An 11,813-nucleotide genomic window follows, 5' to 3' on the forward strand; every position below is an offset into this window, starting at 1 on the left:
CGAGGCAAGCCGTGCCCACCCGCTCTGACCGATCTCACACGGCGACGGTGGGCTCGGCCTCCGGCTGCGCGGACTCCGGCGGTACGGCGGCGGCCGCGCCCTTGCGGGTGTCCGGGAACGCCAGGCCGCCGATCACCGAGATCGCGACCCAGCAGACCACCAGGCAGATGCCCCAGCGCTGCAGCGCGACCGTGGCGCTCAGGCTGCCCTCGTGCACCATCCACAGGACCGGTGAGGCCACCACCAGGCTGGTGCCGAGCACCAGGCCGAGGGGAGCGCTCATCGGGTGACCGCCAGGCGCTCCACCACGACCACGCCGACGGAGCGGACCTGCCCGGTGCCGATCAGCTCCGAGTAGGACAGCACCGGCAGCCGGGGCATCGTCGGCCGCAGGAACCGGCGCAGGGACGCCCGGATCTGCGGGGCGCAGACGACGACGGGGTTGGTGTTCGCGTTCTGGGCCTCGCGGACGAGCTGGTCGACCTGGGTCAGCACGCGCTGGCCGGTGTCGGGGTCGAGCGCGAGGATGGTGCCGGCCTCGGTCTGGCGCTGGGCCTCGAGCATCTGCTGCTCGAGCCGGGGGTCGAGGCTGATCACGTTCACGGTGTCGGCGCTGGTGTGCTGGGCCACGATCGCGGGGCCGAGCGCCACCCGGGCGCTCTCCACGAGAGTGTCCGGGTCCTTGGTGCTCTGCGCGCGCAGCGAGATCGCCTCGAAGATGCGGACCAGGTCGCGGATCGAGATGCCCTCGTCGAGCAGGGCCTGCAGGATGCGCTGCACCTCGCCGAGGCTGAGCTGGGCCGGGGTGAGCTCCTCGACGACCACCGGGTGGCTGCGCTTGACGACGTCGGTCAGCAGGCGCACGTCCTCGCGTCCCAGCAGGCGCGCGGCGTGCTGGTGCACCACCTCGGCGAGATGGGTGGTGATCACGGAGGGCCGGTCGACGACGGTGGCACCGCTGAGCTCGGCCTGGCTGCGCAGCTCGGAGGCGATCCACTTGGCGTCCAGGCCGAAGACCGGCTCCTGGGTCGGCGTACCGGGAAGGGAGCCGAGGAACTCGCCGATCGCGAGCACCTGTCCGCGCGGCGCCTCGCCCCGGGCGACCTCGACGCCGAAGAGCTTGATCGCGTAGGTCTGGGCGGGCAGGTCGAGGCTGTCCCGGGTCCGCAGCGGTGGGATCACGATGCCGATGTCCGCGGCGATCTTGCGGCGCAGGGCCTTGACCCGGCTGAGCAGGTCGCCGCCCACGTTGGGGTCCACGAGGTCGACGATGTCGGCGGAGAGGTCCAGGGCCAGGGGGTCGACCTGGATCTCCAGGGCGAGGTCCTCCGGCGTCTCCTGCTCCCCGGACGTGAGGGCCAGGGCGGCTTCGGGCTCCGGTGGTTCGGGCTTCTTGCCCGCTCGCGTGGACGCCAGCAGCATCACCCCGCCGGCGACGATGAACGGCAGCTTGGGCAGGCCCGGGATCAGGCACAGGGCGAGCCCGGCGAAGCCGGCCACCCGCAGCGGCACCTGCTGGGCCGTGACCTGCCGAAGGATGTCCGAGCCCATGTCGTCCTCGCCCGTGTTGCGGGTGACGATCAGGCCGGTGGCCACCGAGAGCAGCAGTGCGGGGATCTGGGAGACGAGGCCGTCGCCGACGGTGAGCAGGCTGTAGGTCTCGACCGCTTCACCGAAGGGCATCCCCTTCTGCGCGACGCCGACGGCGAAGCCGCCGAGCAGGTTGACGACCGTGATGATGATCGCCGCGATCGCGTCACCCTTGACGAACTTCGAGGCACCGTCCATCGAACCGTAGAAGTCGGCCTCGGCGTGCACCTCACGACGCCGCCTGCGCGCCTCGTCCTCGTCGATCAGGCCGGAGTTGAGATCGGCGTCGATGGCCATCTGCTTGCCGGGCATCGCGTCGAGGGTGAACCGCGCGCCCACCTCGGCGACGCGGCCGGCGCCGTTGGTGATGACCACGAACTGGATCACGAGCAGGATCGCGAACACGATCAGGCCGACGATCAGGGAGCCACCCACGACGAAGTGCCCGAAGGTGTCGATCACCTTGCCGGCGTACCCGTCGAGGAGCACGAGCCGGGTCGCGCTCACGTTCAGGGCGAGGCGGAACAGGGTCATCACCAGGATCACCGCCGGGAAGGCGGCGAACTCGAGCGGGCGGTGGATGAACATCGCGGTGAGCAGGATCAGCAGCGCCGCGACGATGTTCAGCGCGATCAGCAGGTCGAGGACCATCGCGGGCAGCGGTACGACGAGCATCACCACGATGAGGACGACGCCGACGGGCACGCCCAGCTGGGTCAGACGCTTCAGCGGCACGGAGAGCCTTTCGGGGACAACTAGATCGCTGCGCCGTCCTGGCACCGGTGCCCGCCCTCCTGGCGACGTGGGTCCTATCGGCCGGCGGGTGGAGATGCTGAGGAGATCCGGGGACGTCGTCCGTTGGGGAGTACGGCGGGCAGGTCGTCCTGGCGCCGGGGGGACCGGTGCTCGCCGCCGTACTGACCGGTGGTGCGCCTGCTGATCACGAACGCGAGGACCGTGGCGACCGCGGCGAACAGCTCGCCCGGGATCGTCTGACCGACCTGGGTGGAGGAGTAGAGCGCCCGGGCGAGCGGAATGTCCCTGACCAGCGGGACCCGCTCCTCCACGGCACGCTCCCTGATCTTGGCCGCGATGGCGCCGGCGCCCCGGGCGACCACCCGCGGTGCGCCCTTGTCGGACTCGTAGCGCAGCGCGACGGCCACGTGGGTGGGGTTGACCAGCACGACGTCGGCAGTGGCCACGTCGGCGATCATCCGGTTGCGCGAGGCGGCGAGCTGGCGTGACCGGATCGCGCCCTTGAGCATCGGGTCGCCCTCGGCCTGCTTGTGCTCCTGCTTGACCTCCTCCTTGCTCATCCTGGTCTGCTTGCCGACGCGGCGCCGCTGCATCGCGTAGTCGGCGGCGGCCAGGACCAGACCCGCCAGGGCGATGTTGCGAATCATCGCGAAGACGCTTTGCGAGAGCTGCTCGAGCGTGGCCTGCATCGGCACCAGGCCGCCCACCAGCGGCATCAGGTCACGGATGGCGAGATAGGCGAGCAGGGCGACCACCGTGCTCTTGAGCAGGATCTTCACGCCCTCCCAGGCGGCCTGCGGGCCGAAGATGCGCTTGGCCCCCTTGATCGGGTCCAGCTTCGCGGCGCTCGGCTTGGCGGACTTGGTCGCCAGCACGAACCCGCCCTGGGCCACCGCGGAGGCCACGCCGACCACCATCACCAGCCCGCCGAGCAGCACCAGCGCGAAGAACGCGTGCCGGGCGCCTTCGCCGAGCAGGTCCAGCGCCACCGAGGTGGAGGGGTTCTCGGTCAGCGCGAGGGTCCGCTCGAGCAGCTCCCACAGCGCGGTGAGCTCGTGCTTGAGCAGGATCGGCAGGGCCAGCCCGAACAGCAGGATCGAGGCCCAGCCGCCCAGGTCCTGGGTCCGTGCGACCTGGCCCTCCTTGCGGCTCTCCTTGAGCTTCTTGGGAGTGGGCTTCTCGGTCTTCTCCCCGCCGCCGCTACCTGCGCTCATCGCTCACCCCGCCCCGGACATCACGGCCATCGCCTGCTGGGCGAGGTCGGTCAGCCTGGCCACGGCGGGCGGCAGCACCGGGAAGGAGAGCCCGAGCAGCAGCAGCGTCAGCCCGATCTTGGCCGGGAACATCACATTGATGGCGTTGAGCTGGGGCGCGACCTTCGTCAGCAGCGCCAGCCCGAGGTCGGCGATGAACAGCACGGCGATCAGCGGCAGCGCGATCTGCACGGCGGTCGTGAAGAAGACCCGGAAGGCCGACCCGATCACCTCCGTGGCGTGCGTGGTGTCGGGGTTGGCGCCGACCGGCAGGAACCGGAAGGTGCTGAGCAGGCCGCCCAGCACGAGCATGTGCCCGTTGGTGACGAACAGGATGCTCGTCGCGAGCATCTGGTGGAAGGTGCCGAAGACGGTGTTGGAGTTCATCCCGAGGGGGTCGAAGCCCTGGGCCAGCGAGAAGCCGCCGAAGACGTCGATCATGGCGCCGGCGGCCGCGATGGCGGCGAGCAGCATGAAGGTGACGAAGCCCATCGAGGCCCCGATCGCGACCTGGGTCGCGGTCTCGGCGGCCAGGCCGAGGGCCGTGGTCGGCAGCGCGGTGTCCTTCAGTGCGGGGGCGACGGCGAAGGCCAGTCCCAGGGACAGGATCACCTTGGCGGTGTTGGGCACCGCTCGCGAGGAGAACGGGGGTACGACGGCCAGCCACGACACGATCCGTACCGAGGCGAGCAGGTACCCGATGAGCGCGTCGCCCGGGACCGTGATCTCCACCGGTCAGCCCAGCATGGCCGGAAGGCCCTCGAACAGGTCGATGGTGAAGGTCATCAGCGTGTGCAGCATCCAGTTGCCGCACACGAGCAGCGCGATCCCGACGCCGATCAGCTTCGGCACGAAGGACAGCGTGAACTCCTGGATCTGCGTCATCGACTGGAACATCGAGATGACGAAGCCGATGACCAGCGAGGTGACCAGGATCGGCGCCGAGAGCTTCAGCGCCACCATCATGGTCCTCATCGCCAGCTCGATGATCGTGGTGTCTGTCATCGAGGCACCTACCCGTAGCTCGAGATGAGTGACTTGATCAGCAGCCCCCACCCGTCGACGAGGACGAAGAGCAGCAGCTTGAAGGGGAGCGAGACCATCACGGGCGGCATCATCATCATGCCCAGGGCCATCAGCGCTCCGGCGACGACGATGTCGATCACCAGGAACGGGATGAACACGATGAAGCCGATGATGAAGGCCTGCTTGAGCTCGCTGAGCACGAACGCGGGGATCAGGGTGCTCAGCCCGACGTCGGCGCGGTTCTTGGGCAGCTCCCGCTTGGCCACGTTGGTGAGCAGCTCGAGCTGCTCGTCCTCGGTGTTGTCCAGCATGAACTCCTTGAGCGGCTCCGAGCCGTCCTCCCAGGCCTGCGCGGAGGTCTTGTCGCCGTCCATGTAGGGCTTGAGCCCCGCGTCGTTCATGCCGCTGAGCACCGGGGTCATGATGAACAGGCTCAGGAACAGCGCGAGGCCGGCGAGCACCTGGTTGGGCGGCGACTGCTGCAGCCCCAGCGCGTTGCGGGTCAGGCCCAGCACCACCAGGATCTTGGTGAAGCTGGTGCAGGTCAGCACGATCGCCGGCAGCAGCGAGAGCAGGGTCATCGTGAGGATGACCGAGACCGAGGTGCTCGGCTTGTCGGTGAGGCCGCTCAGGTTGACGTTGACGTCGGTCTGGTTTCGCTCCGCGGGTCCGTCCGGCCCCTCCGGGCCGTCGGGCTCGCCGGGGTCACCGGGCGCGGCGGGCAGCAGGCTCGGCGTACTCACCTGGCTGACGCCGGCCGTGCTGATGGCCGGGCTGGTGGCCGGGCTGGTGGCCGCGCCGGCAGTGGCCGGCAGCACGGCGATAGAGACGACGAACCCGGCGAACAGCAGCGACAGGAGCAGCAGCGCGCGCCGGACCGTGCTCACGAGGCGCGTCCGGTGGCGACGGCCATCGCCTGGCGCCAGGTCTCGGCGGAGAGCACCGAGCCGGCCAGCGGACCGGTGGCGGCCAGCGACCGCTCCTTCGGCAGGGACGGGAGGGGCTGCCTGGCGGCGACGTCGTCGAGGTCGGTGACCTCGGCGTGGTCGTCGCGCGCGGCGGGGGCCGTGACGACCTCTGCCGGCTCGCCGAGCTCGCCCTCCTCGAGCTCGGCGAGCACGTTGACCTGGTGCTCGGTGGTGCCGAGCACCAGCACGCGGCTGCCGACCTGTACGACGGCGACCGCGGTTCCCCGGCTGAGCGCCTGACGGTGCACGACGCGCACCAGGGCGCCGTTGCGGGGACGGAACTTCTGTCCTCCCACCTTGACGGTGATGAGGAGGAGACCGATGACGACGGCGAGTGAGAAGACCAGTCGTACTGCCAGCTCGACCATGGTCACCCAGCGCTGGAGTCGAGGATCTGGGTGATCCGGAGTCCGAAGTCCTCGTCCACGACGACGACCTCGCCGCGGGCGATCAGTCGGCCGTTGACCAGGAGGTCGGCGGGGCTGCCCGCTGCGCGGTCCAGCTCGAGGACGTCGCCGGGTGCCAGGGCGAGCAGGTCGCGCACGGCCATCCGGGTGCGCCCGAGCTCGACCGTGAGCTCCATGTCGACGCCGTGCAGCATCTCGATGCCGCGTCGCGGAGCCACCCCGGGCTGTGGGTTCCCGGTCAGTGGCTGGTGCGTGACGGCGGCCGGCGGGACGGTCGGGGCGTTCGCGGCGGCCGCGCTGGTGGCGGTGGAGAACTGACCCGTCTCGGTGGTCGCGGCGACGAGGACGTCGTTGGTCACGGCGATCGCGGCGGCGGCGCCGGCGCCGATCAGCGGTACGACGGTGAACGGCCCGCCGAGCTCGGCGGCCAGGGAGCCGGGGTCGACGTCGGTGGCCGCCTCGGCGGTGGCGCCCACGGTGAGGGCCACGGCGTCCACGGCGGGCTGCACCGCGGCGGCGAGCCGCAGCCCTGGCGTCGGGCTGGACGCGAGGGCGCCGACGAGCTCGTCACCGACGAGGATCCCGATCCGGGCGGTGGGGTGACCGGTGAGGCGGGCGACCACCGCGCCGGGGAAGCCGGCGCCGACCTCGGCGGTGCCGACCTGGGCGCCTGCCACGATCAGTGGCTGCACCGAGGGCAGCACGCCCGAGGCGAGGGTGGCGGCCGCGATTGCGATCGTGGTGTCGACGGTGGGGAGCTGGGTGGTCATCGGTCCTCCTTGGGGGCGCCCACGACGAGGGCGGCGAGCTTCGGACCCTTCGAGCCCGGGGTGGCGTGGGCGAAGACGGTGTCGTCGGTGGTGACGTCGAGGGGTGCGGCGGCGGGGTGGCTGAGCCGGATGACGTCGCCGACGGCCAGCTCGCCCAGCGAGTCGGGGGAGACGTGCGTCGTCCGGAAGCGGACGGCGATGTCGACCGGTACCGACTCGAACTGGCGGCGCAGCAGCTCGGCCGAGCGGACCCGGGTGGCGCGCTCGCGGTCGGAGACCGGGGCCGGTGCCGCCGCGGCCACCAGGTAGGGGAGCAGCTCGCTGAACGGCAGGCACAGCGTCACCCGGTGCGGCCGCTCGCCGATGCGGAGGTCGAAGGTCGCGACGGCCACCACGTCGGAGGCGGCGGCGACCTGGGCGAACATCGCGTTGTACTCGACGCCCTGGATCACGGGGTCGAACTCGAGCACGTTCCCCATCGAGTAGCGCATCTCGGCCAGCAGGCGCTCGATGAGCCGCGTCATCACGGTGCTCTCGATCTCGCTCAGCGTGCGCAGCGGCTGCGAGTCGGAGCCGGGCCCGCCGAGGATGTGGTCGATGCAGGTCATCGCGGCCTTGACCGGCATCTCGAGCACGCCGCGACCCGCCAGCGGGTCCGCGGTGAAGATGGTCATGTACGTCGGCGCGAGCAGCCCGTCGACGTACTCGCCGTAGTTGCGCTGCTCCACCGAGAGCAGCGTCAGCGAGCACACCGTCCGCAGGGACGAGGTGATCAGGGTCGTCGCCTGGCGCGCGAAGCTGTCCAGGCCCACCTGCAGGATGCGGGCGTGCTCGCGGGAGAGCTGGATCGGCCGGCTGAAGTCGTACGCGACCGCCTTGGACCGCTCGCGGCCCTCGGGCAGGACGGAACCCCCGGTGGCGCGGGAGGGTGAGGATGCGGGGTTCACGCCCGTCGTATCGACCGGCGTGGACCCGACCTGAGCCTTTTCAGCTCACTGGGTGACGAACTCCGTGAAGTACACCTCCATCACGTCCCCGTGGTAGCGCTCCCCGAGCTCGTGCTCGAGGTCCTTCTTGAGCTTCTCCCTCTTCTTCGGGTCGGTGAGCTCGGCGAGGTCGCGCCCGCTGAACTCGCTGATCGCCGCGTCCAGTGCCTTGCTGCCGTCGGCCTCGTGGGCCTTGTCGGACAGCTGGAGCGCCAGGCCCAGGCGCAGGTAGTGCGCACCGGCCAGGTTGATCTGGATCGGGTCGAGCGTCATCACCTCGCCGGGCTTCGGCGGGGCCGGGGGCTGGGGCCGGAACTTCCAGTAGCCGCCGGCGGCGAGCACCAGGATGAGGACGATGACGACGATCTTCTTCCGGCTCTTGCTCTCGGCCGGGGCCGCGCCGTCGGTGCCCTGGGCCGGCGGGCTCGTGGGCATGGCAGTGATGGTCATGAGGGCTCTCCTCCGGGGAGGTCGTGGGTGCTGAGGACCTGCTTGATCAGGGAACGGGTCTGGGCCGGCAGCGACGAGTGGATGACGATGTCCACGCGCTTGTTGACCTCCTGGGACCCGGGCTTGGCCGGGTCGAGGATGGGCCGCTCGGGGCCGAACGCGCTGGCGGTCATCCGTTTGTTGGGGAGCTTCCAGGTCTCGTTGAGGTACCGCAGCACCCGCACGGCCCGGGCGGCCGAGAGCTCCCAGTCGGTCGGGAAGTACTTCGGCTTCACCTTCACCTGGTTGGTGTGCCCGTCGATGGAGAGGGACTCGTCGAGCTCGGCCAGGACCGGGGCGATCGTGTCGACCACCCTGCGGCCACGGGGGGAGAGCTCGGCGACGTCGTTCTGGAAGACCACGTGGCGCGAGACCAGGCTGACCACCAGGCCGCGCTCGTCCAGCGCGGTACGTACGTCGTCCTGCAGGCCGGCCTTCTTCAGGGCCTCGTAGAGCCGCTTGCGGATGCCCTCGAGCCGGTCGACCTCCACCTCGGCGTCGGCGTACTCACGCTGCTGGCGGAGACGGTCGTTGCGCTCCACTGCCTGGGCGACCGCGGCCTGCTGCTTGGGCGGCAGGTCGCTGGCGAGCTCCGCGGGGGCGATCGGCGCCGCGATGGCGGTGCCGGGCTGCTCGAGGAGGCTGCTCGACCCGTCGAGGATGGAGGTCGACTGGCCGAACCCGGCCGCGAGACCCACCTTGAGGGCGTTGAACTTCTTCTCGTCGACCTGGCTCATCGCGAACATCACGATGAACAGCACCATCAGCAACGTCACCATGTCTGCGTAGGTGACCAGCCAGCGCTCGTGGTTCTCGTGCTCCTCGTGCGGAGCCTGACGTTTGCCGCGGCTCATCTCAGGCCGCCTCTTCCTGGCTGCCCCCGATGATCAGCGAGCGGAGCTTCTGCGCGACCACGCGCGGGTTCGACCCGGCCTGGATGGCCGCGACGCCCTCGATGGTGACCTCCATCCGGGCCGCCTCGAGCTCGCCGAGCCGCTTGAGGCGGTTGCCGAGCGGCAGGAAGATCACGTTGGCGGACGTGACGCCCCACAGGGTCGCCACGAACGCGCCGGCGATGAGGTGCCCGAGCTCCTCGGGCGCGGCCAGGTTCTCCAGCACGTGCACCAGGCCCATGACGGTGCCGATGATGCCGATGGTGGGCGCGTAGGCGCCGGCGTCGGCGTAGAACTTCGCCGCCTGCTTGTCGGCGGCACGCTTGGCGTAGACCTCGGACTCGAGGATCTCGCGCAGCTCCTCGGGGTCGGTGCCGTCGATGGCCATGGTGACGCCACGGCGCAGGAAGTCGTCATCGACCTCCTTGACGGAGTCCTCCAGGGCCAGCAGCCCCTCGCGGCGGGCGCGCTCGGCGAGGGTGACCACCTGCGGGACGAGGTCCTCGGGGGACTCGGCCTTGCCGGTGAAGGCACGCTTGGCCGAGGAGACGGCCGTCTTCGCGTCGTGCATCGTGCCGCCAGCCATGGTGACCAGCAGGGTGGTGCCGAAGACGAGCAGGATCGGCGGGAGCAGCAACAGGCTCGTCGGGTCGCCCCCTTCGAGCACGTTCGCGGTGACGACGACGGCGAAGGCGGCGCCGATGCCGATGGCGGGTGCCGGATCCATCACACCTCCCGCGAGATCGGGGTGACCGGGGACAGGTGCGGGACCGAGGGGGTCGGCTCACCGCAGTGGCCGTCGGCGTCCAGGCCGACGTCGACCGGCTGCAGGTAGCGGCTCAGCGTGATGATCTCGCTGCGGTGGCGCCGGATCGCCTCGGTCACGGCGGTGGGGGACTCCAGGACGACGTACTTCTTGCCGTCGACCAGCGTGATCACGGTGTCGGCCGTCGAGTCGACTCGTTCGATGAGGTCGCAGTTCAAGACGAACGGCTGACCTGAGATTCGCGTGAGCGCTATCACGACGCACCTTCCTTGTGCCTACACCTGTGAGCGGCCATCCGTGGCCAGGTGCCTGATCCATCGGCCGCGCCCGCCCAGACCTGAGCCGTTGACCGAAAAAGGTGTCCGAAAAAGGCGGTTTTGTGCAGGGCGACCGAAGCAGTTGTCGCAGCAGTGGCGCGGGGAGGAGCCGGGCGGACGTGCGAGAGCACCCTGGCGCCGCGGACTCGCGGGGCGCCAGGGTGCTCTCGGCAGGGTCAGCGCTTGATGTTGACGAGGTCCTCGAGGACCTGGTCGGAGGTGGTGATCACGCGCGAGCTCGCCTGGAACCCGCGCTGCGCCAGGATCAGGTTGGTGAACTCCACGGCGAGGTCCACGTTGGACATCTCGACCATGCCGCCGACGAGGTCGCCGTTCATGCCGGTACCCGGGAGGCCGACCTGGGGCGCGCCCGAGTTCGCGGTCTCCCGGAAGGAGGTCTCACCGACCTTCTCCAGCCCCATCGGGTTGTTGAAGTTGGCCATCGCCAGCTGGGCGATGTCGCGCTGGGTCTCGTCGGAGAACACCGCACGCAGCTTGCCGTCGCCAGCGATGTTGTACGACGTCATCTGCACCCCCGCGGGGACCGGCGGGGTCAACCCGCTGTAGTCGAGCGAGACGTTGACCAGCCCGCCGGTGGGGTTGCCGTTGCCGTCGAGGGCGTAGCCCTGGACCCGGCCGCCGGTCGGGTTGACCAGCCCGCCGGTCTCGTCGAAGGTGAACGAGCCGGCGCGGGTGTAGAGCTGCTCGCCGTTCTTGCGGACCACGAACATGCCGTCGCCCTGGATCATCAGGTCGGTGGCCCGGCCGGTGCTCTGCGGGGCTCCCTGGTTGTAGTTGGTCGTGGTGCCTGCGACCTGGACGCCGAGCCCGACCTGGACCGGGTTGGTGCCGCCGCGGGCGGTGTTGGACCCCGACGCCGCGGTGAGCATCTGGCTCAGCGTGTCGGAGAAGACGGTGGTGCTGGACTTGAAGCCGACGGTGTTGGCGTTGGCGATGTTGTTGCCGGTGACGTCGAGCATGGTCTGGTTGACACGCAGGCCGCTGATGCCGGCGAAGAGTGAGCGAAGCATGGGATGGGTTCCTCTCGATGGATGGGTGCACCGGCCCCTGGGCCGGCGGTGCTACGCGGTGATGGGGCTCTCGGTGCCGTCGGTGTTGCTGCCATCGGTTCTGCTGATGGCGGTCGACGGCGTACCCGAGGTCACGGACTGGACCTGGGCCAGGGGCACCTGGTTGCCGGCGACGTCGAGCACGGGCCCGTCGCTGCCGAAGGTGACCCCGTTGACGGTGCCGTTCTGGAGGGCCCCGTCAGCCGAGGTCCAGGAGACGCTGCGCCCGACGAGCCCGCTGGCACCGAAGGCCATCTGGCTGGCGACGAGCTGAGCGGTCTGGTCGGCGACGTCCTGCATCTTCTCCAGGGCGGTGAACTGCGCCGACTGCGCCAGGAACTGGCTGGAGTCGGTGGGGTTCATCGGGTCCTGGTACTTCATCTGGGCGACCAGCAGCTGCAAGAACATGTCCTTGTCGGCCGAGGTGCTGGTCGTCGTGGTGGGTCCGGTGGCGGCACCGGTCGTCGGTCCGGTGCCGAGGATGCCGGTGTAGGTCAGCGGCTCGGTGGCTCCGATGGACAT

General features: G+C 70.1%; 15 protein-coding genes. All 15 read right to left on the reverse strand.

Annotated elements, in window-relative coordinates:
• Nucleotides 1-34: 34 nt before the first annotated feature.
• Nucleotides 35-283 (reverse strand): hypothetical protein, encoded by a 249-nt coding sequence (locus AC4BGC_RS02705; RefSeq protein ID WP_490554196.1) that lies wholly within the window; start codon nucleotides 281-283, stop codon nucleotides 35-37.
• The gene (flhA, locus tag AC4BGC_RS02710; protein WP_490546269.1) at nucleotides 280-2,325 is read right to left on the reverse strand and encodes a flagellar biosynthesis protein FlhA; all 2,046 of its coding nucleotides are present in this window, start codon (nucleotides 2,323-2,325) and stop codon (nucleotides 280-282) included. The genes AC4BGC_RS02705 and flhA overlap by 4 nt, the downstream gene beginning before the upstream one ends.
• Before the next feature lie 74 nt (nucleotides 2,326-2,399).
• Entirely contained in the window at nucleotides 2,400-3,560 is a 1,161-nt protein-coding gene (locus AC4BGC_RS02715) for an EscU/YscU/HrcU family type III secretion system export apparatus switch protein (RefSeq protein ID WP_490554197.1), read from the reverse strand.
• Nucleotides 3,561-3,563: 3 nt separating this feature from the next.
• Nucleotides 3,564-4,331, reverse strand: a complete 768-nt coding sequence (locus tag AC4BGC_RS02720) for a flagellar biosynthetic protein FliR (RefSeq protein WP_490546267.1) — start codon at nucleotides 4,329-4,331, stop codon at nucleotides 3,564-3,566.
• Between the two features lie 3 nt (nucleotides 4,332-4,334).
• Complete coding sequence (gene fliQ, locus AC4BGC_RS02725) at nucleotides 4,335-4,604, reverse strand: flagellar biosynthesis protein FliQ (protein ID WP_490546266.1); 270 nt, start codon at nucleotides 4,602-4,604, stop codon at nucleotides 4,335-4,337.
• Nucleotides 4,605-4,612: 8 nt separating this feature from the next.
• Nucleotides 4,613-5,512 (reverse strand): flagellar type III secretion system pore protein FliP, encoded by a 900-nt coding sequence (gene fliP / locus AC4BGC_RS02730; RefSeq protein ID WP_490554198.1) that lies wholly within the window; start codon nucleotides 5,510-5,512, stop codon nucleotides 4,613-4,615.
• A complete protein-coding gene (locus AC4BGC_RS02735; RefSeq protein ID WP_490554199.1) occupies nucleotides 5,509-5,961 on the reverse strand; it encodes a flagellar biosynthetic protein FliO in 453 nt (150 codons plus the stop codon). The genes fliP and AC4BGC_RS02735 overlap by 4 nt, the downstream gene beginning before the upstream one ends.
• 2 nt (nucleotides 5,962-5,963) lie before the next feature.
• Nucleotides 5,964-6,770 carry a flagellar motor switch protein FliN gene (gene fliN, locus AC4BGC_RS02740; protein ID WP_490554201.1) on the reverse strand — a complete coding sequence of 269 codons (807 nt, stop codon included), beginning with the start codon at nucleotides 6,768-6,770 and terminating at the stop codon, nucleotides 5,964-5,966.
• Nucleotides 6,767-7,717, reverse strand: coding sequence for a flagellar motor switch protein FliM (locus AC4BGC_RS02745; RefSeq protein WP_490554202.1), 951 nt, complete (start codon nucleotides 7,715-7,717; stop codon nucleotides 6,767-6,769). The genes fliN and AC4BGC_RS02745 overlap by 4 nt, the downstream gene beginning before the upstream one ends.
• A gap of 45 nt (nucleotides 7,718-7,762) precedes the next feature.
• Nucleotides 7,763-8,206, reverse strand: coding sequence for a flagellar basal body-associated FliL family protein (locus AC4BGC_RS02750; protein ID WP_490546261.1), 444 nt, complete (start codon nucleotides 8,204-8,206; stop codon nucleotides 7,763-7,765).
• Nucleotides 8,203-9,099: an OmpA/MotB family protein gene (locus AC4BGC_RS02755; protein WP_490554203.1), complete on the reverse strand. Its 897-nt coding sequence runs from the start codon at nucleotides 9,097-9,099 to the stop codon at nucleotides 8,203-8,205. Before AC4BGC_RS02755 ends, AC4BGC_RS02750 begins: the two co-directional genes overlap by 4 nt.
• A 1-nt stretch (nucleotide 9,100) precedes the next feature.
• On the reverse strand, nucleotides 9,101-9,865 hold the full coding sequence (locus tag AC4BGC_RS02760; protein WP_490554204.1) for a motility protein A: 765 nt from the start codon (nucleotides 9,863-9,865) through the stop codon (nucleotides 9,101-9,103).
• A complete protein-coding gene (locus tag AC4BGC_RS02765; protein ID WP_490546258.1) occupies nucleotides 9,865-10,161 on the reverse strand; it encodes a flagellar FlbD family protein in 297 nt (98 codons plus the stop codon). Before AC4BGC_RS02765 ends, AC4BGC_RS02760 begins: the two co-directional genes overlap by 1 nt.
• 236 nt (nucleotides 10,162-10,397) lie before the next feature.
• Nucleotides 10,398-11,252 (reverse strand): flagellar hook protein FlgE, encoded by an 855-nt coding sequence (locus AC4BGC_RS02770; RefSeq protein ID WP_490554205.1) that lies wholly within the window; start codon nucleotides 11,250-11,252, stop codon nucleotides 10,398-10,400.
• A 51-nt stretch (nucleotides 11,253-11,303) separates the two neighbouring features.
• On the reverse strand, nucleotides 11,304-11,813 hold the full coding sequence (locus AC4BGC_RS02775; protein ID WP_490554206.1) for a flagellar hook capping FlgD N-terminal domain-containing protein: 510 nt from the start codon (nucleotides 11,811-11,813) through the stop codon (nucleotides 11,304-11,306).

The organism is Nocardioides sp. Z38_18, from assembly GCF_058215695.1.